The organism is Cupriavidus sp. (assembly GCF_057315035.1).
The window spans coordinates 35,557-59,408 of record NZ_DBHKYV010000048.1 but is presented as its reverse complement, the minus strand read 5'-3'; the positions used below and the strand labels follow the sequence as shown (position 1 = coordinate 59,408).

21 protein-coding genes and 1 tRNA gene are annotated in these 23,852 nt (G+C 63.1%); 10 read left to right on the top strand and 12 right to left on the bottom strand.

From position 1 onward, the window contains the following. Positions 1-154: 154 nt before the first annotated feature. From ACO550_RS34750 to ACO550_RS34740, 3 genes are read right to left on the bottom strand one after another with little or no spacing between them, the layout of a single operon-like run. The gene (locus ACO550_RS34750) at positions 155-634 is read right to left on the bottom strand and encodes a hypothetical protein (RefSeq protein WP_315596703.1); all 480 of its coding nucleotides are present in this window, start codon (positions 632-634) and stop codon (positions 155-157) included. 48 nt (positions 635-682) lie between these two features. After that, positions 683-1,432 carry a type II TA system antitoxin MqsA family protein gene (locus ACO550_RS34745; protein ID WP_315596702.1) on the bottom strand — a complete coding sequence of 250 codons (750 nt, stop codon included), beginning with the start codon at positions 1,430-1,432 and terminating at the stop codon, positions 683-685. 12 nt (positions 1,433-1,444) lie between these two features. Next, positions 1,445-1,774 carry a hypothetical protein gene (locus ACO550_RS34740; RefSeq protein ID WP_315596701.1) on the bottom strand — a complete coding sequence of 110 codons (330 nt, stop codon included), beginning with the start codon at positions 1,772-1,774 and terminating at the stop codon, positions 1,445-1,447. 1,142 nt (positions 1,775-2,916) lie between these two features. On the opposite strand from ACO550_RS34740, the gene ACO550_RS34735 reads away from it, so the two are divergent. Beyond that, entirely contained in the window at positions 2,917-3,228 is a 312-nt protein-coding gene (locus tag ACO550_RS34735) for a hypothetical protein (protein WP_315596700.1), read from the top strand. Here the strand turns inward: ACO550_RS34735 and ACO550_RS34730 are convergent. From ACO550_RS34730 to ACO550_RS34705, 6 genes are all read right to left on the bottom strand, one after another. After that, positions 3,225-4,229 carry a tyrosine-type recombinase/integrase gene (locus tag ACO550_RS34730; protein WP_315596699.1) on the bottom strand — a complete coding sequence of 335 codons (1,005 nt, stop codon included), beginning with the start codon at positions 4,227-4,229 and terminating at the stop codon, positions 3,225-3,227. The genes ACO550_RS34735 and ACO550_RS34730 overlap by 4 nt on opposite strands. Before the next feature lie 199 nt (positions 4,230-4,428). Next, a tRNA-Leu gene (locus tag ACO550_RS34725) sits at positions 4,429-4,515 on the bottom strand. Between the two features lie 200 nt (positions 4,516-4,715). Continuing rightward, the gene (locus ACO550_RS34720; protein WP_315596706.1) at positions 4,716-6,008 is read right to left on the bottom strand and encodes an MFS transporter; all 1,293 of its coding nucleotides are present in this window, start codon (positions 6,006-6,008) and stop codon (positions 4,716-4,718) included. Positions 6,009-6,163: 155 nt separating this feature from the next. Further along, the gene (locus tag ACO550_RS34715) at positions 6,164-7,486 is read right to left on the bottom strand and encodes an amidase (protein WP_315596698.1); all 1,323 of its coding nucleotides are present in this window, start codon (positions 7,484-7,486) and stop codon (positions 6,164-6,166) included. Positions 7,487-7,494: 8 nt separating this feature from the next. Continuing rightward, on the bottom strand, positions 7,495-8,172 hold the full coding sequence (locus ACO550_RS34710; protein WP_315596697.1) for a DUF2848 domain-containing protein: 678 nt from the start codon (positions 8,170-8,172) through the stop codon (positions 7,495-7,497). A gap of 33 nt (positions 8,173-8,205) precedes the next feature. After that, positions 8,206-8,904: a GntR family transcriptional regulator gene (locus ACO550_RS34705; RefSeq protein ID WP_485995106.1), complete on the bottom strand. Its 699-nt coding sequence runs from the start codon at positions 8,902-8,904 to the stop codon at positions 8,206-8,208. Positions 8,905-9,135: 231 nt separating this feature from the next. On the opposite strand from ACO550_RS34705, the gene ACO550_RS34700 reads away from it, so the two are divergent. Then, a complete protein-coding gene (locus ACO550_RS34700) occupies positions 9,136-9,921 on the top strand; it encodes an IclR family transcriptional regulator domain-containing protein (protein ID WP_315596696.1) in 786 nt (261 codons plus the stop codon). A gap of 85 nt (positions 9,922-10,006) precedes the next feature. On the opposite strand, the gene ACO550_RS34695 is transcribed toward ACO550_RS34700, so the two are convergent. After that, positions 10,007-11,254, bottom strand: coding sequence for an allantoate amidohydrolase (locus tag ACO550_RS34695; RefSeq protein ID WP_315596695.1), 1,248 nt, complete (start codon positions 11,252-11,254; stop codon positions 10,007-10,009). 259 nt (positions 11,255-11,513) lie between these two features. Between ACO550_RS34695 and ACO550_RS34690 the strand changes: the two genes are divergently transcribed. From ACO550_RS34690 to ACO550_RS34655, 8 genes are all read left to right on the top strand, one after another. Beyond that, a complete protein-coding gene (locus ACO550_RS34690) occupies positions 11,514-13,091 on the top strand; it encodes an ABC transporter substrate-binding protein (RefSeq protein ID WP_485995107.1) in 1,578 nt (525 codons plus the stop codon). A gap of 183 nt (positions 13,092-13,274) precedes the next feature. Next, entirely contained in the window at positions 13,275-14,225 is a 951-nt protein-coding gene (locus tag ACO550_RS34685) for an ABC transporter permease (protein WP_315596693.1), read from the top strand. 9 nt (positions 14,226-14,234) lie between these two features. Continuing rightward, positions 14,235-15,122, top strand: coding sequence for an ABC transporter permease subunit (locus ACO550_RS34680; protein ID WP_315596692.1), 888 nt, complete (start codon positions 14,235-14,237; stop codon positions 15,120-15,122). Positions 15,123-15,124: 2 nt separating this feature from the next. Then, positions 15,125-16,207, top strand: coding sequence for an oligopeptide/dipeptide ABC transporter ATP-binding protein (locus ACO550_RS34675; protein WP_315596691.1), 1,083 nt, complete (start codon positions 15,125-15,127; stop codon positions 16,205-16,207). A gap of 17 nt (positions 16,208-16,224) precedes the next feature. Then, positions 16,225-17,235 carry an ABC transporter ATP-binding protein gene (locus ACO550_RS34670; protein WP_315596690.1) on the top strand — a complete coding sequence of 337 codons (1,011 nt, stop codon included), beginning with the start codon at positions 16,225-16,227 and terminating at the stop codon, positions 17,233-17,235. A 79-nt stretch (positions 17,236-17,314) separates the two neighbouring features. Then, complete coding sequence (locus ACO550_RS34665) at positions 17,315-18,505, top strand: amidase (RefSeq protein ID WP_315596689.1); 1,191 nt, start codon at positions 17,315-17,317, stop codon at positions 18,503-18,505. A gap of 88 nt (positions 18,506-18,593) precedes the next feature. After that, positions 18,594-19,007, top strand: a complete 414-nt coding sequence (locus ACO550_RS34660; RefSeq protein WP_315596688.1) for a DUF3830 family protein — start codon at positions 18,594-18,596, stop codon at positions 19,005-19,007. A gap of 13 nt (positions 19,008-19,020) precedes the next feature. Continuing rightward, complete coding sequence (locus ACO550_RS34655) at positions 19,021-19,254, top strand: hypothetical protein (RefSeq protein WP_315596687.1); 234 nt, start codon at positions 19,021-19,023, stop codon at positions 19,252-19,254. A gap of 6 nt (positions 19,255-19,260) precedes the next feature. On the opposite strand, the gene ACO550_RS34650 is transcribed toward ACO550_RS34655, so the two are convergent. Beyond that, a complete protein-coding gene (locus tag ACO550_RS34650) occupies positions 19,261-22,371 on the bottom strand; it encodes an efflux RND transporter permease subunit (protein ID WP_315596686.1) in 3,111 nt (1,036 codons plus the stop codon). Positions 22,372-22,380: 9 nt separating this feature from the next. Beyond that, positions 22,381-23,628 (bottom strand): efflux RND transporter periplasmic adaptor subunit, encoded by a 1,248-nt coding sequence (locus tag ACO550_RS34645; RefSeq protein WP_315596685.1) that lies wholly within the window; start codon positions 23,626-23,628, stop codon positions 22,381-22,383. Positions 23,629-23,852 lie beyond the last annotated feature (224 nt).

Below are 23,852 nucleotides of genomic sequence, written 5' to 3'. Positions count from 1 at the left end.
ACTGCTTCCGTCCTTCCTGCGTAGCCCCGTCAAGACGGGTTCACCGGGCGCTTACGACCATCGGGCATTAGCACCAGAAATGCAAACGGCCCGCATAATTGCGGGCCGCATTAAGTACAGTGCGCATCGAGTCAAGACACGATGCAAAGTTACATCACTCTGGATCGGCAGATGATTGAGTTGCACCGCTCTTTTCTTCCGCAGCGCGCCGCTTCGCCTCTGCCGCAGCACGAGCCGCTGGGCCATCCTCTCGGAAATTCAGAGATGGCAATCGTAGCTCACCGTACCAACACCGACTTGTAACGGTTGCGACTTGCTCTCTGATCGCACCGTAGAGCAAAGACGCACCATTCACAACAGCGATTTCGAGACGTTCCGCCGCGTCCGGGAACCCATTTGGTATAGAAAAATATCCCACACATTCGACATCAATCTTGTAAGGAACTTCCTTCTCCGGGCCGTCACTGACTTGAATCCCTAACGCAACCATGTAGTCGCGTACCTCCACGCCTTCTTGCTTATCAGCTTCGGCATGGGTAAGTGAACAATGGATATTCGCTCCCCAGGTATCAATTGGCGCGGGGTTCTCTACTGGATCCAGTGTCTCAGGCTCATTTCTGGGATAGACGCTCACGTGCAAGAATCTGAGCGAATTGAGCTTTAGTGGACTCGGTCTCATACCTTAGGCTGCTTCTAACTTGTAGCTCTGCAGTGCCGAAGGCAAGTTCGAAGCTGGAGCGTCATAATCGAGCGACATTTCGTAGGCTGCATTCTTGCGCTGAACAAAGCGGGCCATACTATGTACTGTCCCGCCCGTCTGCACATCAACTGCAAGATCATCCTCTTCGCTGCTCTCGGATACAAAGACCCTCGAGTAACAGGAAACGGGAGAATCCAACAGCGTCTGTTTGAGGACCGCGTGAACCACACGTCGTGCGTCCTTTAACACTCCATCCGCTTCCAGGATTGTAGAGATTCGGGACACTTCCTTGGAACAAATCGCCGTCGCAACCTCTTCCTCACCTGCCGCATGAGCAAGCCATGCCAATGCAGACGGTACCTGTGCAGCTACGCGGATTAGTTTGTCCATTGACGCGGCTTGGGTCACATCATCCGCTTCGTACTTCGAAAAGGCGACCGGCCCACCACCGAATATTTTTACTGCCTGTACCTTCTTCAGGCCTGCGCCGACACGGATGGCATGAACCTCTTGCCCGGTCAGAAGACACTCTAGCTTTTTACGAAGCTCCACTACCGCGCGCTTGTTCTGACGCATGTCAGACGCTGACGCGTAGTCACTGCCACACTCCTCACAGTGCGACATGACAAATGGCACAGAGAACGTTGCGCCCTTGTGCTCGATCTCATTTTGTCCATACACGGACGCGACATGGCCTTCCCCGCACACATCGCAGAGAACATGCGTAGTCATTTGGATCTCCCGTTACTGATGCATTGATACGAGTAGGATCAGCTTGCCTATACGATTGATGGCTAGCTTGACGTAGTACTCCTGAGTGATGTCTTTGTAGGAGTACTTATTCCACTCCTGGCGAATCAGTACATAGACATCACATGCCGCCCAAGGGCCGCCCGGCTCCTTCTCGCACCATTCAGAACCCTTGAAAGTGCCCGACCGAACAGCGTCCTTGACCAGATCGGCTAGCTCTTTTGCGTCCAGTTCATACTTCTGGACGTCCCTAGCGCACTTTTCGGTGAATGGAATGACTGGCGCATAGTTCTCGCCATCCGCCCCAACTTCGAGCAGCGCCATGAGTGCGGCAGGATTGTAAAGTGGCCCATCTGCCTTCCCCTGAATTTTACGACTGCCCCCACCTACATCTGAGGGACTCGCTCCGGCGTATTGGCTTACGTTTTTTCGATTATTTACCACCGTGGTAAGTTCCGCAAGAGATTTCTAGCCATCCATGGCTACTGTTCGTTGGGTAAGTCGCAGAAAAAGAGGCGCATAATCCACTAAAACTACGCTCTTGGGCCGATTGAGGGCTGATGTTACCAGAGCTCCTCCCCAGAGTCGTTACCTCGCAAGTGCGGCACGGCTGCTGCAAGGAGAGCGCGCCGAGCGTTGTGAATCGGAAACACTTTGAAGAAGCCGCAGAGTATCCTAGAGCAGTCCGCAATGGCCAAAGTTGTAGTTCTCGCGCCAACTCGCAACGATCAGACTCCAAGTCTGCAAGAAGATTTGGCTATCCTGAGTGCCGGCAATGAACCGAGACAGGCTGCTTTCGAGATAATCGAAAGACCGCTAAGGGTCCGACAAGCGCCACTCGGCAGCGCAAGGGCGCATCAAAACGACATTGCTCCCTGCACAAGATTTGCCGCAACAACCAGTAATCTGAGGCTCGCCGCAACTCCCGAATTCAGTGCTTGATCGATAGACGTCTCAGCGCAGGCCACTAGCCCATTTCTTCGTCCCTACGCTGTACGACGCTACAGCAGGTTGCTCAGGCCGCGACCAAGGCTCACCATCACTGCGTCCACCTCTCCATTCGCACACACCCTCGGATCTAGTGACTACGTCCTAATCGTGTCGCACCGAAAGGAATCGACGTGCCCGAATTTACGTTACCGACCGTTACCGTGTATGCGAATCCACCGAATGCCGACCCGTTCTGGGGGACTGGCGGCCCGGGTACCACTCCGGTCATGCCACCGCCAGGAATGACAAGAAGGCCGACGACATCGTGTTTATTCCCGGCTCGACGTACGACGCCGAGCTCTCCAGTATCGCGTTTCGCAAGGACGGCATCGAGTGGCTGGCACTCGTCGATTGCCAGGGTGGGCTTGAACTGAGTCTGAAACAATAGTTGTCAGTCGACGCGAGAGGTCCCACACGGCCACCAGCAAAGCGAGCTAGCAATGGCTGAAGTCTATTACCCATGACGAGAGCAAACCATGAGCGACCTTGCAATCCTCGAACGACTGGCGGATGCCATTGAGAAACGGCTGAATCCCGTGGTACCTCTGTCGGTGGCGCTATGGGATGTCGAACGGATCGCCAACTATCTGGTGCGCTCGCCAAAGGTCGTTCGCGAGCGGGTCGTCAATCTTCCTGATTTTCCCAAACCGATCCGAATCCCGTCCGTTCAATCGGGCGGTGGTAGGCAAGCCAAGGCCTTGCCGCGATGGAAAGCGGCGGAGGTGATCGCGTGGACGGAGTCCTATCGGGACAAGCCTTTGGGCCGACCCAGGAAGGCCGCGGACTAACCCAGTCGCCGAGCGATGCTCTCGGCCGACTCGTTGTAGTACGTCATTAGCTCTTGAAGATTTGTGTGACCGGTCATGCGGGCCAGATCCAGCGGCTGCAACTTTTTGGCCAATCGGGTGATCGCCTCGTGCCGCGTGTCGTGGAACGTCAGGTTGGCAATCCTGGCTTTCTCTTTTGCCTTACGGAAGAGTGCATCGCGACTGGCCGACGTCAAAGCAAACAGCGGCTGCCCTTCCGGCACGGCGGGTAGCATCTTCAGCAGCACAACCGCGCGCGACGACAAGGGGACATTCCGCGCACCGCCACTCTTCGTCAGCGGCAGATGTGCGACGCGCTTCTTCAGATCCACGGCCAAGCTTGTAAGCCCCAGAATCTCACCCGAGCGCATCGCCGTTTCGATGGCCAACAGGAAGGCGACTGCGACACGTTGAGAGGGTAATGCGACTGGCATGGCCTCCTGATACCCAAGCGCCAGGGTGATGCGCTCAATTTCCTTATCGCTAATCAGACGGTCTCGCGGCGGATTGTCTGGCGGCCTGCGTACATCCTTCATCGGATCAGTAACGAGCCACCCCCATTCCGTTCGGGCTACCTGCAAAGCGTGGGACAAGAGTGACATCTCGCGCGATACCGATGAACCGGCCACCTCTCTGGCGCGGGCATCGCGCCAGGCAGCGATATGCGTTGGCTTTAACTCGGCCAGTCGGATGTTGCGGAACGCCTTGCCATCGATTTCCTTGCGACCAATCAGGTCGAGCCGAAGCATCTCCCATCGGGCGCCACGTTTCGTGGGGCTGACCTTTCGCTGGTAGTCATCAAGCACGTCCCCGACGGTATGCGTTTTGCTGCCTTGACCGCCGGAGATCGACCGCATTTCGGCTTCTCGTTTGACGGCCCAATCCTGGGCTGCCGCCTTGGAGTCGAAGGTCCGGTCGTCGCGTTGCCCTTTCACGCTGATCTGGGCTCGCCAACCGTTTGCCACCTTTTGGAAGGACGCCATCTGTGGGTGCCGCGGGGAGTTCGCGGGGAGTTCGCGGGGAGTTGGACTGATTATACAGTGCAGTTCCGAGGCACCGGTTGGCGGAAAGGGAAAGTCAGTCGATGACCCGATAACCCTTGTTCAGCCTAGGATTGGGGCACAAAGTGAGTCAGAAAGGGAGGGAGTGAAACCGTTGCAGAGTTGCAACGAAAAGGAAGGTTGGTGCGAGGGAGGGGACTCGAACCCCTACACCATTGCTGGCGTCAGGACCTAAACCTGGTGCGTCTACCAATTTCGCCACCCTCGCGGTCCCTGGAGCCGGGTCCAACAAAGCAAAAAGGCGGCTGGACTGCCCGCCTTTCCTTTGTCTTGGCGCGCGATGCGCCGGAATCCGGTCCGTGCCGCATGCGTAACTTCAGCCTGCGGCGTAATAAGGATGCGGATTGTATCGCAAGGCGTCAGGGGAATCCAGCCCCCTGCCCGCCCGGCCGGCAACATCCCCGAATACTACTGGCGTGCCCTGATGAAGGCGATCACCAGCACTGTCGCGCAAGCTTCCAGCGCTGCCACGAAGTAAAGGCCCGAGGACAGTTGGCCGGTGTTGGTCTTGAACCAGCCGATCATGTACGGCGCCACGAAACCGGCCAGATTCCCGATCGAATTGATCAGCGCGATGCCACCGGCGGCCGCGGTGCCGGCCAGGAATGCCGACGGCAGCGACCAGAACACCGGGAAGGCGGCCAGGATGCCGATCGATGCAATGGTCAGCGCCACCAGTGCCAGCACGGCGCTATGCAGCCACATGCCCGTCAGTGTCAGGCCCGCCGCGGCCAGCAACGTGGCCAGTGCGCAGTGCATGCGGCGCTCGCCGGTGCGGTCCGAATGGATGCCGTTGAGCACCATGGCGATGGTACCGGCCACGAACGGAATTGCCGATACCAGGCCAATCTGCAAGTTGCCGTGTACGCCCAGTTCCTTGATGATCGACGGCGACCAGAATGCAATCGTCGCATTGCCGCTGACCACGCAGAAGTAGATTGCCGCGCAGATCCAGACCCGGGAATTGGCAAACGCATCCTTCAGGGACGAATGCTTGGCCGGATCGCGCGCCTCGTTTTCCACATCGCGCGTGACGATGGCCTGCTCCTGCTTCGAGAGCCACTTCGCGTTGACCGGCTTTTCCGGCAGGTACATCAGCACGGCAAAACCGGCCAGCACCGACGGAATGCCTTCGATCACGAACAGCCATTGCCAGTTGGCCAGGCCGTCCACGCCGTCCATGGCGCTCATGATGAAGCCGGCCAGCGGGCCGCCGATCACGCCGGCAATGGCGAACGATGTCATGAACAGACCATTGATGCGCGCACGACGCGCAGCCGGGAACCAGTAGGTCAGGTACAGCACCACGCCCGGAAAGAATCCGGCCTCGAAGATGCCGAGCAGGAAGCGCAGCGAATAGAACTGCATCGGCGTCTTCACGAAGATCATCGCCATCGAGGCCAGGCCCCACAGGATCGTGATGCGCGCCAGCGTCTTGCGTGCGCCGACCTTTTCCAGCAGCAGGTTGCTCGGCACCTCGAACAGGAAGTAGCCGATAAAGAAGATCCCGGCACCCAGGCCGTAGACGGCCTCGCTGAACTGCAGGTCCTGCAGCATCTGCAGTTTGGCAAAGCCCACGTTGACGCGGTCGATCCACGCCAGGACAAACAGGAACACAAGAAACGGGATCAGGCGCACGGTGATCTTGCGGTACGCCTCATTGCGTTGCTGCGCCAGTTCCGCTGGCGGCAGGTTCTCCATGGCGCCTGGGGCGCCGGTCATCACGGAAGACATCGGTGACTACTCCTTGGGTGTGGTTAGCGGGGCTTCGCTACGTTGGCGAAGCCCTCTCGCAGTGCGTTGTGCTGGCGTGGGAATCCGCCCTTTATGACTTCAACATTGCCGCTACATGTCCTCTACGCGATGGCGGTCTCGATGGCCGCGGCCACCTGCAGCACGCGGGCATCGCTGCCGTGCAGGCCGCACACGCCCAGCCCCAGATCCTGGCCCATCGGCAGTGACGCCGCGCATCCGTCAAGGAAATTGATGACGCTGGCATTGCGCAGGACCAGTCCGTTGATGGCGAAGAAATCCTCGTCACGCTCCAGCGCATCGATGCGCGGCGGACGCACCGCCACGCTCGGCATCAGCCAGGCATCGGCGTCACGCAGCAGTTCGGCGGCACGTTGCTGCATCGCGCGGCGTTCGGCCTGCAGCACGATGTAGTCGGTCGCGGTCAGCTTCTCACCGCGACGAATGCGTTGGGCCACGCGCTGGTCGTACTGGTCGCCCTTGCCTTGCAGCAGCGCGCGATGCCAGGTCCAGGCCTCGGCCGCGGTCAGGCCACCGCCGCCGTTGATCTCGGGCAGGCGGCGCAGCTCGGGGAAGCTGAACTCCACGATCCGCGCACCCTGTGCGGAAAGCCGGGCCAGCGTGGCGTCGAACGCCTGCGCCACTTCAGCCTCGATACCCTCCCCCACGAAATCGCGCGTCACGTACAAACGCAGGCCAGCCAGATCGGCCGCGCGCGTATCGAGCGCTTCGCCGCTGAGCACCGCGTCCATCGCCACACAGCAAGCCACCGAGCGGGCCAGTGGCCCGGCCGAGTCGAGCGATGTCGACAGCGGTACGGCGCCATCCAGCGGTACGCGTCGCGCCGTGGGCTTGAAACCAGTCAGGCCACAGAACGCCGACGGGATCCGGATCGAACCACCGGTGTCCGTACCCAGCGCCGCCACGGCCATCTGTTCCGCAACGCTAACCGCCCCACCCGATGTCGAGCCGCCGCTGATGCGATCGGGATCGAACGGTGTGCGCGGCGTGCCGTAGTGCGGATTCAGGCCCAGGCCCGAGAACGCGAACTCGCTCATATTGGTGCGGCCGATCAACACCGCACCCGCCGCGCGCAGCCGCGCCACGGCCGGCGCGTCGTCCTGCGCCGGCGCGCTACCGTCGAGGGCCCTGGAGCCGGCACGCGTCACCTGGCCGCGCACATCGAACAGGTCCTTGATCGATACCGGCAGTCCGGCCAGCGGCGAGGCCACATTTCCCGCCGCACGCGCCTGGTCGGCCGCGTGTGCCTGCGCCAGTGCGCCCTGGACATCCACGCTCATAAAGGCCACGCCTCCGGCCTTCATGTGGCGTTCGATATTGGCCAGCGCTTCCTCGGTCAAGGCCACGCTGGTCGTTCTGCCGACTGCGAGCGCAGCGGCCAGTTCGGCAATGGTGGGAGCCTTCATGATGGCGCTCATCCGGCAACGGCCAGCGTGGCCACCTGGTAGGCGTGACGCAGGCTGCGGCTGAGCACAGGGTCGTGCAGTTCCACTTCGAACGCTTCGCCGTGGCCCATTTCGCCAATCACGGCCTGGGTGCCGCAGAACATGGCGGTGCCGGACGGCAGTTGCGACTCGCCGGTCAGGCGTTCGATCAGGTCGCGCGGGTCAAGCAGACGGGTGACCTTGCCTTCCTGATATAGCGCGCGCTGGCCGTCGCGCACGCGCCAGCAGCGCATTTCCAGCGTGTCCCAGTGATCGGCAACCTCATCGAAGCGCCACACTTCGCGGCCCATCGGCTTGGCGCACATCTGCTTGGACACGGTCACGTCGTAGGCTTCCACCTTGCGGTCCGTATGGTCCGAGCCGATGCCGATATAGAGCGCATCGGCGCCTTGCAGCAGCACGAATTCGGTTTCACCGGACGAATCGTCGCGCGGCACTTCGAGTACGTCGTCGGTGGTCAGCAGTTGCGCAGCCAGCGGATAGAACGTGGGTACCGTGGCGGGCGGCTTCACGCCAATCGCCTTGAGCTCGTCGATATGGTGCTGGACGGCATCCATGTCACGGCCGGTCCAGCCGGCGATGATCAGTCGTTCGATGTCGAGGGCGAGCGCGCCCCCGCCGGCTACCTGGAGATGCAGTGTCGGCATTGCTTGCTACCTGTTACGAGGGGAAAAGTTCGGTCAGAGGGTCCGGATGATGTTCTTCCGGAATTCGTCAATGTGTTCGCGGATCGCGGCACGTACCGCCGGAACGTCACGCCGTTCAAGGGCGTCAACAATCTCCAGGTGTTCCTGGTAGACGTTCTCGAGGTGCTGCGGATCGGACAGCGACAGGAACCAGAAACGCGCCTGCTTCTCATGCAGGCCGCGCAGCAGTTCCGCCAGCACGCGGTTGCGCGATGCGGCGGACATCGCGGTGTGGAATTTCAGGTCCAGGGACGCCAGCGCCGGAATGTCGCGCTTTGCGATCAGTTCGGGAGAGCGATCGACGATCTCGCGCATCGCCTTGAAATCGCTGTCATGCCCGCGCTCGCAGGCCAGCGTCGCGCACAGCATTTCATTGGTGGCACGCACCTCGATCATGTCGAGCACTTCGTTCAGCGACAACGGCGTTACCAGCACACCCTTGCGCGGCAGGATCGAGACCAGCCCTTCCACTTCGAGCCGATGCAGCGCCTGATGCACGGGTGTGCGGCCCAGACCCAGCAATGCGGCCACTTGCGCCTCGTTCAACGGCTCGCCGGGACGGAATTCGCACGAGATGATGCGACGCTTGATTTCGGTATAGGCCTGCTCGCGCAACGCGGCGCCGCTCTGGGCGGGCGTTGGCAATGTGGGGGCCGGGTCGGCGGCGCCAACCAGTCTGATGGGATTCACCACGGCGGACTCAGTATCTGCATTTGAAGTTGCTGTGATACTAGTGTGATATTTCACTGCGCACAACCGGGAATTTACTAGGGGTAAACACCAGTCATGCGCCGTACATCAAGCGGTGGCGTATCATTGGCAATCCGTCGAGAATCGATAATCGATTCGTGAGTATCTTGGTGCAATATTCAGCCATCGTGGTGCAGCGGGTCACGACGATGGTGCCGAATCCGGATCGAACCGATGACCACCGCTGGCGGAGAACGCCCCGACCCGCTGTTCAACCAGTCCCTCGAAAAAGGCCTCGAAGTATTGCGGGCCTTCAGCGCCGTGCATCGCACGCTAACGCTGGCCGAACTGGCTACCCTGACCGGCATGACCAAGAGCTCGGCCCAACGCACCGTACATACGCTGGAGCGGCTCGGCTATGTCGACAAGCATCCGCAGACGCGGCGTTTCCGGCTGACACCGAAGGTGATGGAGATTGGCTACAACTATCTGGCTGCGGACGCGTTGATCCAGATTGCCAGCCCTTACCTTTCGCAACTGGCCAATGCCAGCGGCGAAACCGCCAACCTGACCGAGCCCGTCGGGCTCGACATGGTCTACGTGGCGCAGCTCATGACGGCCAAGCACATGCCCGTGCTGACGCCCGTGGGCATGCGGATTCCGATGTATTGCACGAGTTCGGGCCGCGCCTACCTGAGCACGCTGCCCGATGAACGGGTACGCGCCATGCTCGAAGCATCGACACGCGCACCGCGCACACCGGCCACGCTTACCGACGTGGACACGATTTTCGAACGCGTGACCGCATGCCGCAGCGTGGGATATGCGTGCAATGAGGAAGAGCTGTTCCTCGGTGACATGGGGATTGGCGCGCCGATCGTGAACAGCCGCGGCGAGGCAGTCGGCGCGGTCCACGTATCGCCACCCGCCAGCCGCTGGACCATGGCCGAGGCGCAGAGAAAACTGGGACCGCTGGTGATTGAATGCGCGTGGGCGATATCGAGGTCCATCGCGCATTGAATGGGAGGGCAATCGGCAAGCAGAACCGCCAGGCCCTCACCCCCAGCCCCTCTCCCGCACGCGGGAGAGGGGCGCAAGAAAAACCTTAGCGGGCGTGCTCCAGCATCGCTTGCAGCAACACGTTCGCGCCGGCCTCGATATGCTCGGGCAGCGCGTCTTCCAGTTCGTTATGGCTGATGCCGTCCTTGCACGGCACGAAGATCATGCCCGTTGGCGCACGCTGCGCCACGTAGACCGCATCGTGACCCGCGCCGCTCACCACATCCATATGCGGCAGGCCCAGTGAGGCGGCCGCGCGACGCACGCTGTTCACACAGGCCGGCGCAAAGATGCATGGCTCGAACTTGACCACCTGATGCACCTCCACAGTCACGGCAGCCGCGTCGGCGATACCCGCGAACGCCGCGCGCATGGCCGCATCCATGCGATCAAGCCCGTCCTGCGACAGGTTGCGGAAGTCCACCGTAAAGTCGACGCGCCCCGGAATCACGTTGCGCGAGTTCGGCGTGACCTCGACAAAGCCCACCGTGCCACGGCCATGAGGCGCTTCGTCGCGCGCGATGCGATTCACGGCCTCGATCATGCGCGCGGTTGCCAGCATTGCATCGTGGCGCAATGCCAGCGGCGTGGGCCCTGCGTGGGCGTCCTGGCCGGTCACCGTCACGTCATACCATTGTTGTCCGAGGGCTCCGGATACCACGCCGATCGGCAGTCCGGCAGCCTCCAGCACCGGCCCCTGCTCGATATGCGCCTCGAAGTAAGCCGCATACATGCCGCCCGGCACCTCGCCGGCACGTTGCGTACCGCGATATTCGATGGCCGTCAGTGCATCGCCCACGCTGATGCCCTCGCGGTCCTGCTGCGCGCGTGCGAACGCCGCGTCAAACACGCCGGCGAACACCCCCGACCCCATCATTACCGGCGTAAAGCGCGTGCCCTCCTCGTTGGTCCAGAACGCCACCTCCAGCGGCGCGCGCGTGGCGATGCCGCAGTCGTTGAGCGTGCGCATGACCTCGAGCCCCGCCAGCACGCCAAAGTTGCCGTCGAACTTGCCGCCCGATGGCTGCGTATCGATATGGCTGCCGGTGGCCACCGCCGGCGCGTCGGGGTCGGTACCCGCGCGGCGCGCGAAGACATTGCCGATCTCATCCACGCGAACCTCCAGCCCGGCCTCACGGCACCACCGCACCACGAGGTCGCGCCCCCGGCGGTCTTCCTCGGTCAGAGCGATACGACATACGCCACCTTTCGGCGTGGCGCCGATCGCGCCGAGATCCATGAGCGATTGCCACAGGCGGGCGCCATTGATACGGGGAGTGAATTGCGAATCCATGTCTGTGTTGTCTGCAGTGAGTGAAGATCGATGCTGCCTTCAGCAAGAAGCAGACCACGCTCATGCGTGATCCATCGATGGTGCACGGCCACTGGCACATCAATTGCTAGTTCGAAGCCAGCCCTTCCCGCTACCCCATCATTCAGGAGCCATGCCTGTGAAACACCCCACGTCGTCCCACGCGAAAGGTTTCTCCGCTGCCATCCGTTCCGTAACGGCCGCCGTCGCGCTATCGCTGCTGGCCCTGCCCGGTGCCGCGATGGCCGAGAAGGTACTGCGCATCGGCATGACGGCCGCCGACATTCCGCGCACGCTTGGCCAGCCCGACCAGGGCTTCGAGGGCAACCGCTTCACTGGTATCCCGATGTACGACGCACTGACGCAATGGGACCTGTCGAAGAGCAACGGCCCCAGCCTGTTGATTGCCGGCCTGGCCACCGAATGGAAGGTCGACGACAAGGACAAGACCAAGTGGACGTTCAAGCTGCGTCCCGGCGTGAAGTTCCATGACGGCTCGCCATTCAACGCCGATGCGGTGGTGTGGAACGTCGGCAAGGTGCTCGACAAGACCGCCAAGCAGTTCGATCCAAGCCAGGTCGGCGTGACCGCCTCCCGCATGCCCACGCTGCGCAGCGCAAGGAAGATCGACGACCTGACCGTGGAACTGGTGACGTCCGAGCCCGACTCTTTCGTGCCGTACAACGTCTCGAACCTGTTCATGGCGTCGCCGACACAGTGGGAGAAGAAGTTCGCCGCGGTACCGGCATCGGTGACCGATCCGGCCGAGCGCAGCAAACAGGCGTGGGTGGCCTTTGCCGCCGACGCCTCGGGTACCGGCCCGTTCCGGATGACGCGCTTCGTGCCGCGCGAGCGCCTGGAACTGGCCAGGAATGCCAGCTACTGGGACAGCAAGCGCGTGCCGAAGATCGACAAGGTCGTGATGGTGCCGATGCCAGAGGCCAATGCGCGCACCGCGGCGCTGTTGTCGGGACAGGTGGACTGGATCGAGGCGCCGGCACCGGACGCCGTCGCGCAGATCAAGAGCCGCGGCTTCGATGTCTACGCCAACGCCCAGCCGCATATGTGGCCGTGGCAGTTGTCATTCGCACCAAACTCGCCGTGGCTCGACAAGCGCGTGCGCCAGGCCGCCAACCTCTGCGTGAACCGCGCCGGCCTGAAGACGCTGCTGGGCGGCTATATGGCCGAAGCGAAGGGTATCGTCGAAGCCGGCAACCCGTGGTGGGGCAATCCGAAGTTCGACATCAAGTACGACCCGAATGCCGCGCGCAAGCTGATGACCGAGGCCGGCTACTCGGCCGCCAAACCGGTCAAGGTCAAGGTCCAGGTATCGGCATCGGGCTCGGGCCAGATGCAGCCGCTGCCCATGAACGAATACGTGCAACAGAACCTCAAGGAATGCTTCTTTGACGTGGATTTCGACGTAGTCGAATGGAACACGCTGTTCACGAACTGGCGCATCGGCGCGAAGGATGCCAGCGCGCATGGCACCAATGCCATCAACGTGAGCTTCGCGGCCATGGACCCGTTCTTCGCCATGGTCCGCTTCGTCAGTACCAAGACCCAGCCGCCGGTATCGAACAACTGGGGCTACTTCGGCAATGCCGAATTCGACAAGCTCATCGAAACCGCACGCACCTCGTTTGGCGAGAAGGATCGCGATGCCGCGCTGGCCAAACTGCATGCACGCATCGTCGAGGAAGCGCCGTTCGTGCTGATTGCCCACGACGTAGGCCCGCGGGCGATCTCGAAGAAGGTCAAGGGCGTGGTGCAACCGCAAAGCTGGTTCATCGATATCGCGACGATGTCGATGGATTGAGGCTTGTACTACCGCCGGTTGACTCCCCTCTCCCGCGCGCGGGAGAGGGGCCGGGGGAGAGGGCAGGCGCTTCAAGCTTGGTGATGCGTCGTCTTTTTTCAACCGCTGGCCCTCTCCCCCTACCCCTCTCCCGCATGCGGGAGAGGGGAGCAAAACATCAACCCCACAAGCCGGCTACAGACCATGACTTACCTGCTCCGCCGCATCGTGTATGCGCTGCCGATCCTGCTTGGGGTCGCCCTGCTCTGCTTCTCGCTGGTCCATATCGCGCCCGGCGATCCGCTGGTATCGGTGTTGCCGCCCGATGCATCGGAAGATCTGCGGCGCCAGTTGACCGCGTTGTACGGTTTCGACAAGCCGTTCCTTGAACAATTCATCCACTGGCTGGTGCGTGCGCTGCATGGCGACCTTGGCACATCGATCGCCACCAACCGGCCCGTGATGGCCGAAGTGTCCAACGCAGTCATCAATTCGATCCGGCTGGCCTCCGTGGCGACGCTGATCGGCTTTACGTTCGGCTGCCTGTTCGGCTTCGTGGCAGGCTACCTGCGCGACTCGGTGCCCGATCGCATCGCGTCGTTCCTGTCGGTGCTCGGCGTCAGCATTCCGCACTACTGGCTCGGCATGGTCCTGGTCATTGCCTTCTCGGTACTGCTGGGCTGGCTGCCCGCCACCGGCGCCGGTCCTGGCGGTTCCAGCGACTGGACGTGGGACTGGGACCACATCCAGTATCTGCTGCTGCCGGCGGTCACGATGTCCGTGATCCCGATGGGCATCGTGGCGCGCACGATCCGCGCGCTGGTAGCAGAAATCCTGTCGAATGAGTTCATCGTCGGCCTGCGCGCACGCGGCTTGTCCGATACCGCCGTGTTCCGTCACGTCGTCAAGAACGTGGCGCCCACCGCGTTGTCGGTGATGGGCCTGCAACTCGGCTATCTGCTGGGCGGCTCGATCCTGATCGAGACGGTGTTCTCGTGGCCCGGCACGGGCTTCCTGCTGAACTCGGCCATCTTCCAGCGCGACTTTCCGCTGCTGCAAGGCACGATCCTGGTCCTGGCCGTGTTCTTCGTGCTGCTGAATCTGGTGGTCGACGCGTTGCAGACGCTGTTCGACCCCCGCATCCAACGCAACTAGGAGATCGCGATGGAAATGACGCTGAACAAGGCCGTCGCGCCGTTGCCCGTCGAGCGTTCGCCTGGCTACTGGACCACCGTTGGCCGCCGGCTGCTGCGCAACAAGCTCGCGATGCTGGCCGCGCTGGTCCTGCTGGCGCTGATCGTGATGGCGATCTTCGCGCCCGCGCTGATGCCGGCCGATCCGTATGACTCATCGATCCTCAAGCGCCTGAAGCCAATCGGTTTCGCGGGCTATCCGCTCGGCACCGACGAACTCGGCCGCGACATGTTGTCGCGCCTGATGCTCGGCGCGCGGCTATCGCTGTTCATGGGCATCACGCCAGTGTTGCTGGCATTCGTCATCGGCAGTGCCGTCGGCATTGTCGCCGGCTATGCCGGTGGCTGGACCAATACCATCATCATGCGGTTCACCGACATCCTCTACGCATTCCCGTCGGTGCTGCTGGCCATTGCGCTGTCCGGCACGCTCGGCGCTGGCGTGGGCAATGCATTGCTGTCGCTGACCATCGTGTTCGTGCCACAGATCGTGCGCGTGGCCGAAAGCGTGACCACGCAGGTACGCAACCGCGAGTTCGTCGATGCGGCGCGCGCCTCGGGCGCATCGTCGCTGACCATCGTGCGCGCCCACGTGCTCAACAACGTGCTGGGTCCGATCTTTGTCTATGCCACGAGCCTGATCTCGGTCTCGATGATCCTGGCCTCGGGCCTCTCGTTCCTGGGTCTTGGCGTCAAGCCTCCCGAGCCCGAATGGGGCCTGATGCTGAACACACTGCGCACCGCGATCTACACCCAGCCGTGGGTGGCCGCACTGCCCGGCGCGATGATCTTCCTGACCTCGATCTCGTTCAACCTGCTGGCCGACGGTATCCGCTCGGCCATGGAAATCAAGGAGTGAGCATGGCCGAGACGCTTGCGCCCCCTTCCCCCTCCGCCCTCGCCGACGTAGGCGGCCCGGCCCAACCACTGGTCATCGCACGCGACCTGGTCAAGCACTTTCCGTTGAAGTCGCCGGTGCCGTTTCGGCCTGGTGGCGTGGTGCGCGCAGTCGACGGCGTCAGCTTCGACGTGCTGAAAGGCGAAACGCTTGGCGTGGTCGGCGAGTCAGGCTGCGGCAAATCCACCACCGCGCGGCTGCTGATGCAACTCACGCCGCACGACAGCGGCGAACTGATCTTCGATGCGCAGGGCGTGGGCTCCGCGCAGTTGCCGATGAAGGCGTTCCGCAGCCAGGTGCAGATGGTGTTCCAGGACAGCTATTCGTCGCTGAATCCGCGCCTGACCATCGAGGAATCGATTGCCTTCACGCCACGCGTTCACGGCGTGCCCGCCAAAGAGGCCACGGCACGCGCACGCTACCTGCTCGAACGCGTGGGCCTGGAGCCCGGGCGTTTTGCGGGCCGTTATCCGCACGAACTGTCCGGTGGGCAGCGCCAGCGTGTGAATATCGCGCGTGCGCTGTCGTTGCGGCCACGCCTGGTGATCCTTGACGAGGCGGTATCCGCGCTCGACAAATCGGTGGAGGCACAGGTACTGAACCTGCTGCTCGATCTCAAGGCCGAGTTCGACCTGACCTACGTGTTTATCAGCCACGATCTCAATGTGATCCGCTACCTGTGCGATCGCGTGATGGTGATGTACCTGGGCAAGGTGGTCGAGATCGGCAACACCGAAGCCGTCTATGCCAACCCCGCCCACCCCTACACGCGCGCGCTGCTGGCGTCGATGCCGTCGATGGACCCCGACCATCGAACGCTTGCCGCGCCGCTGGCCGGCGATCCGCCCAATCCGATCAACCCACCGTCGGGCTGCAGCTTCCATCCGCGCTGCGCGCGCGCCGAGCCGGTCTGCGAACGCCGCGCGCCGGCGTTGACCGATACGTTGGCCGGTCATCCGGTGTCATGCCTGATGGCCATGCCCGACGGCGGCCATTCGTTGCCGCTGCGCCGCATGACGCCCGGCCTGCACGCCGCCACGCCGTGACTTTGCCGGAGATAACGATGTCCCCTGACTCCAAATCCATGACACCAGCCGTCTCGGTGCGCGACCTGCATGTCACGTTCTCGGGCGGCGGCAAGACGATCCAGGCCGTCAACGGTGTGTCGCTCGAAGTTGCCCCCGGCGAGGCCGTCGCGCTGATCGGCGAATCAGGCTCAGGCAAGAGCGTGACGCTGCGCGCGTTGATGCGCCTGCATCCACCGCGCCGTACGCAGATGCGCGGCGCTATCGGTGTCGACGGCCAGGACGTGCTCAAGCTCGACAAGCGTGCGCTGGCCCGCCTGCGCGGCGGCACCGTGGCCATGGTGTTCCAGGAACCGCTGCTGGCACTCGATCCGGTCTACACGGTCGGCCAGCAGATCGTCGAATGCATCCGCACCCATCGCAAGGTCTCGAAGACGGAAGCCCGCGCGCTGGCGCTCAAGGCGCTTGAATCCGTACGGATCCCAAGCCCGGAGCGTCGGCTGGCCGCCTATCCGCACGAAATGTCCGGCGGCATGCGCCAGCGCGCGATGATTGCCCTGGCCCTGTCCGCCCAACCGAAGATCCTGCTGGCCGACGAGCCCACCACGGCGCTCGACGCGACCGTACAGATCCAGGTGCTGATCCTGCTGCGCGAACTGCAGCGCGAACTGGGGCTATCGATCATCTTCGTCACCCACGACATTGGCGCAGCGGTGGAAATCGCCGACCGCGTGGCGGTGATGTATGGCGGCCGCATCGTCGAGGAAGGTCCGATCCGCACACTGATGCGTGAAGCGCGCCACCCCTACACCATCGCCTTGCTGCAGAGCCGCCAGCACGGCATGGACCGCGGCCAGCGCCTGCAGACGATTGGCGGCGCGCCACCGGACCTGGCCGCGTTGCCGCCGGGCTGCACGTTTGCCCCGCGCTGCCCGCATGCCGGTGCCGAATGCCTGGCCGAGGTACCGCGTGCGGTATCGCTGGGCAACGGCCACCGCGTCAGCTGTGTGCGCGTCAGCCAGTCCGCCTCCAGCGAATGCGCCGCCTGATCGTTCGGCATCGCATACAGCAACGAACATCGAAACGAAAATAGAAACGAACACCGGAACCATACGGAAGCCCGATACCATGAGCCTTGCCACCCATCCCGCCCGCGCATTCCTGCCCTACCCCGATGCCGTCGTGCCCAATGCCGCCAGTGGCCCGCTGCAAGGGCTAACCTTCGCGGTGAAGGACCTGTTCGATGTGGCCGGGTATCCGACCGGTGGTGGCAATCCGCATGTGCTGGCACGTTCAGGCATCAAGACAACCACGGCACCCACGGTCCAGAAACTGCTCGATGCCGGCGCCACATTCGCGGGCAAGGTGCACACCGACGAACTCGCATTCTCGATGAACGGGCAGAACTACCACTACGGTGGTCCTTACAATGGCGCCGCGCCTGACCGTATCACCGGTGGGTCGTCATCGGGCTCGGCATCGGCGGTATCGAACCGGCTGGCCGATTTTGCGCTGGGCACCGACACCGGCGGCTCGGTACGCGCGCCGGCCAGCCACTGCGGCCTGTTTGGCATCCGCCCCTCGCATGGCCGGATCTCGTTGGCAAACTGCATGCCGCTCTGCGAATCGCTCGATACCTGCGGCTTCTTCGCGCGCGATATCGGCACATTTTCCCGCGTTGCCGATGTGCTGTTCGGCATCGATGGCGATCCGCTGCCGGCCAGGCCGAAACTGCTGCTGGCGTCCGACCTGTTCGAACTGCCTACGCCGGAAGCCCGTGCCGCGCTGGCACCGACCGTGGCACGCATTGAAGCGGTTCTGGGCAACGCCACACCGGTGGACGTGGCCGACCGGCCGCTGTCCGACCTGTACTGGGCCTTCCGCTATGTGCAGGGCTGGGAAGCGTGGCAAGCCGACGGCGCAATGATCGAGAACTACGGCTTGCAGCTTGGCCCCGACGTAGCCGGCCGCTTCGCGTTCAGCAAGGGCGTGACGCAAGCGCAGTTCGACCAGTCGAGCGCGGTGCGGGCCGAGTTCACGGCACATCTGGGCCGCCTGCTGGGCCACGACAGCATCCTGATACTGCCGTCGATGCCCGACATCGCCCCACTACGCAGCACGCCGATGGAATCGCTGGAGGACTACCGCACCGCCGCCGCCCACACGCTGTGCCTGACCCCGTTGTCCGGCTTTCCGCAACTGAGCCTGCCACTGTCGGGGCGCAATGGCGCACCGCTGGGCATCTCGCTGCTGGGGCCGAAGGGCAGCGACCGGAGCCTGATTGCGGTGGCGGAGACGCTGGTAGCGGCACTGGCCTGATGCGCCGGCATACGTTACGCTTGCCCTCTCCTCCGGCCCCTCTCTCGCGCGCGGGAGAGGGGAGCAAACCCATCGCGGATCAACACATATGACCCGACTTCGCATTACGGCCGCTGGCCAGACGTTTATCGCCGAGACCCACCCGGACGCACCGGACACCGTCGCGGCGTTCATGAAGCTGCTGCCCTATCGGCAAAAGCTGATCCATGTACGCTGGAGCGGGGAAGGCTGCTGGATTCCGCTGGGCGAGTTCAAGCTGGGCGTCGGCTTCGAGAATCACACCAGCCACCCGTCTGTCGGCGACATCCTGTTCTACCCGGGCGGCTATAGCGAAACCGAGATCATCCTGGCCTACGGCAGTTGCTGCTTCGCCAGCAAGATGGGCCAACTGGCCGGCAACCACTTCCTGACCATTGTCGAAGGCAAGGAAAACCTGCGCGCGCTGGGCACCAAGGTACTGTGGGAAGGCGCTCAGGACGTGGTGTTCGAACTGGCCGAGTAAGTCCGTCCCGCTCATGTACATGATCTACTGGACCGAAGCGACCGCCGATGGCATGGCGCCCCATGCGCAATCGTTTCCCGGCGACGCGCTCAAGGACGCCTTGCAATTCACCGAAGCGCTGCGCCGGCGGCAGTTTGCCGGCGAGCCAGTCAGCTTCGTGACACTGTGTTCGGAGAACCCCAACTCGGTGGGAAAACCCGGGGCGGCCGACCCGCCCGCGGATTACGAGTGGAAAAAGCGGCGCTGAAGTAACTCACCCCGCCATCACCCCGCCATGTTCCTCCGGGCGCTTCACCCGGAACCACGTGGCGTACAGCGCCGGCAGGAACAGCAGTGTGAGCACGGTGGCTACCACCAGGCCGCCCATGATGGCCACCGCCATCGGCCCCCAGAATGTGGAGCGCGACAACGGGATCATGGCCAGCACCGCGGCCGCCGCCGTCAGGATGATGGGGCGGAAGCGGCGTACCGCCGATTCGACGATGGCGTCCCACGGTGGCAGCCCCGACTTGATGTCCTGCTCGATCTGGTCGACCAGGATCACCGAATTACGGATGATCATACCCAGTAGCGCAGTGATGCCAAGCTGCGCGACAAAGCCCATCGGCGCATGCAGCATCAGCAGGGTGGCGGCGGCGCCGATCAGGCCCAGCGGGCCGGTCAGGAATACCATCACCGCACGCGAGAAGCTGTGCAACTGCAGCATCAGCAAGGTGAAGATCAGGAAGATGCACAGCGGCAGTTGCGCCGCGATCGATGCGCCGGCCTTGCCGGACTCCTCCTGCGCGCCAGCAATCGTGATGCGATAGCCGGCGGGCAGCGCGGCGCGGATCGGGTCCAGCTTCGGATTGATCTGCGCCGTGACGGTCGGCCCCTGGATGCCGTCGATCACGTCGGACTGCACGGTGATGCCGAAGTCGCGGTTCTCGCGCCAGATCACGCCGGGTTCCGATTTCAGGGTCACGCGCGCGATCTGCGTCAGCGGCACCGCGCGACCGGAGCTGGTCGGCACCAGCACGTTGTTCAGGTCGGACATCGTGTCGCGCTCATTACGTGGCGTACGCATGATGATGTCGATGAGCTTGTCGGCATCGCGATACTGCCCGACCGCCACACCGGTCAGCACGGCCTGCGTGGCGCGCGCAATCGCATTGGTGGTCACGCCGAGCGCCCGCGCCTTGTCCTGGTCGAGTTCCAGGCGCAGCATCTTGACGTTCTCGTTCCAGTTGTCATTGACGCCAACCGTATTCGGATTGTCGGTCATGATGGCGCGCACCTGGTCGGCCACCTTGCGCACGCCCGCGGCGTCGGGACCAATCACGCGGAACTGCACCGGATACTGTACCGGCGGCCCGTTCGGCAGCAGCTTCACGCGACCGCGCAACTGCGGGAATTCGGTGATCAGCACGCGTTCGATGCGCTTGCGCAATGCGTCGCGTGCCTCCGCGGTCACCGGCATCACAATGGCTTGTGCCACGTTCGATTGCGGGAAGATCTGGTCCAGCGGCAGATAGAAGCGCGGCGCACCGACGCCCACGAACGACGTGACGCTCTGCACCGCCTTGTCCTGCCGCATGGCTGCCTCGAAGCGCTTGGTGACCGCCTCGGTCTGCGCGAAGCTCGTGCCTTCCGGCATCCAGAGTTCCACCATCAGCTCGGGGCGGCTGGAATCCGGGAAGAATTGCTTCTCCACATACTTGAATGCGAGCAGACCCAGTGCGAATGACACCAGCGTGATGACGATCACGGTCTTGCGCCAGGTGACGCACCAGCTCACCAGCTTGCGGAAGCGCGCATAGAACGGCGTATCGAACACCTCATGATGTCCTCCGTCATTGGCACGCGTCTTCAGGATCAGGTAACCGAGATATGGCGTGAAGTAAACCGCCGCAAGCCACGACAGCACCAGCGCCATGGCCGTCACGGCAAAGATCGCGAAGGTGTACTCGCCTACCGTCGAACGGGCCAGCCCCACCGGCAGGAAGCCCGCGGCCGTGATCAGCGTGCCGGTCAGCATCGGCATGGCCGTGGAGCTATAGGCAAACGTGGCGGCTTCCATCTTCGAGAAGCCTTCTTCGAGCTTGCGCACCATCATCTCCACCGCGATGATGGCGTCGTCGACCAGCAGGCCGAGCGCAATGATCAGCGCACCCAGCGATATCTTGTGCAGCCCGATGCCGAAGATGTTCATGAACAGGAACGTCACCGCCAGCACCAGCGGGATGGTCAGCGCCACCACCAGTCCGGGGCGTACATCGAGCCGCAGCGGCCGCGTATGCAGGCCCAGCGCCACGAAGCTGACACCGAGCACGATCACCACGGCCTCGATCAGCACATGTACGAATTCACCCACGCTGCGCTTGACGGCCTGGGGCTGGTCCTGCACCTGATCCATCTCGATGCCCACCGGCAACTGGCCGCGCAGGTCGTCGGTGACACGCTGCAACTCCTTGCCCAGCGCAATGATGTCACCGCCCTTCTCCATCGAGATGCCGAGCCCGATCACATCCTTGCCGTTGAAACGCATGCGGCTGACCGGCGGATCGACATAGGCGCGATAGACATGCGCAATATCGCCGAGCCGGATGTTGGCAATGCCGTTGGGGCCGCGCAGCACCAGGTTCCTGAGGTCTTCCACGTCGCCGAGCTGGCCCGTGACACGCACCTGGAGATTGTCGGTGGGTGTCACCAGTACGCCGCTGCCGGTCGGGTTGTTCTGCTCGGAAATCTGGTTCGCTATCGCGTTGATGTCCAGGCCCAGCTGGGCAAAGCGCGCCTGGTTGAACTCGATGAAGATCTTTTCGTCCTGCAGGCCCAGCAGCGTGACCTTGGCCACGGCGGGAATGCGCAGCAGTTCCTGCCGCACCAGGTCGGCATATTCGCGCAGTTCCTTGTAATTGAAGCCGTCGGCCGAGAGCGCGTAGATCGACCCGTAGACATCGCCGAACTCGTCATTGAAGAACGGCCCGCGCACACCTTGCGGCAAGGTCTGCTGGATATCGCCAATCTTCTTGCGCACCGTGTACCAGATCTGCGCGGTGTCCTTGGCCGGCGCGTTGTCTGCCAGCTGGAAGATCACCGTGGTTTCACCGGGCTTGGAGAAGCTGCGGATCTTGTCCGCATAGGGCACTTCCTGCAACTGGCGCTCGATCTTGTCGGTGACCTGGACCGCGATCTGCTCCGCCGTGGCCCCGGGCCAGAATGCCTGCACCACCATCACGCGGAACGTGAACGGCGGATCCTCGTCCTGGCCAAGCTGGAAGAACGCAAACAGGCCGCCCAGCAACAGCACGACCAGCAGATAACGCGTCAGCGGCTGGTGCTCGAGCGCCCAGCGCGACAGGTTGAAGCGGGAATGTTCCATGCGCCGCCCTCAACCGAGCCGGCGGTCCAGCGCACTCAGTTGTGCGCCCGGATCGGAGGCCGGCTGTGCCGGCGCCACGTTCTGCATCGGCTTGACCTTCTGGCCGGCCTTGAGCAGGTGCACCCCGGCTGTGACGATGGTCTGGCCTGGCGTCAGGCCCTGACGGACTTCGATCAGGTTGCCCTGCGCCTCGCCCAGCGTCACGGGCACGGGCTTGACCGTGCCACTGCCACCCTGCCCGGGCTGGTAGATCCACACCTGGTTGGCCCCACGATCCTGCAGCAAGGCCGTCAGCGGAATGCGGATGGTCGCGGTCTCGCCGGTACGTGTGAAGGACACCACGGCGGTCATGCCAATGCGCAGGTCCGCCGGAGGGTTCGGAATGCTCACGCGCGTGGGATAGGTACGCGTCACCGGATCGGCCGCGGCGGAGATTTCACGCACGCGGCCTGGCAATGCGCGGTCCGGCTCGGACCATGTGTGGATCGAGACGTCCGAGGTGCCACGCAGCATGTCGACCTGATCCTCGGGCAGCCCGATAGCCACCTCCTTTTCGGCAGTCTGCGCCACGCGGATTACCGGTTGGCCGGGCGTAACCACCTGACCGACCTCGGTGTCGATGGCCGTGACCACACCATCGGCATCGGCGGTCAACACCGCGTAGCCGGTCTGGTTGGACTGGTTGCGCAGGTTCGCCTGGGCCTGTTCCAGACGCGACGCCGCCGAGTCATAGGTGGCCTGGCGCCGGTGGAGTTCGGCCGCGCTGATGAAATTGCGCGCGGCCAGTTCCTTGTAGCGCTTCAGGTCAGATGCCGCGAGATCCCGGTCGGTCTTGGCCGCTTCGAACTGCGCGCGCGCGCCGGTTTCGGCCAGCGCCAGGTCGGTGGGGTCCAGCCGTGCCAGCGGCTGCCCCTTGCGCACGCTTGCGCCAACGTCGACCAGACGCGCTGAAATCTTGCCGCCGACGCGGAAACCGAGCCGCGATTCGATGCGCGGGCGCACCTCGCCGGAAAATTCGAACTCGGTCTTGCCAGCTGCCGGACTCAATTGCAGCACGCGCACCGGCCGCACGTCTTCCACGGTTTCGGCCTTCTTGCCGCAACCGGCCAATGCCAGGCAACCCGCAATGGCCAGCACCGCCAGGCCAAGGCTGGGCGCAGGCGAGCGACGGCGCCGCGCGTGCGCACCCCGGCGCGTCCTGGAGAGAACATCAACTTCAGCGGCCGCAACTTCCGGCCCGGCATATGGCACTGGCATGGACAAGCGTCTTGAGTCGGTGAAAGGGTGAAGCTGAAAGACGGTGTTGATTTGCGGGGTACAGCGCGGCTGGCCGGCGAACTCTGGCAACTCTGGCAGCCGTAAGGAAATCTTAAGAATCTTAGGGGTCTTGGGGCACCTTTTCGGGTGCCTGTGCCGTCTCTGCAACAGCCGGCAGGAAATAAATAACTGGCCGGTCAGTAATATAACGACCGGCCGCGAGT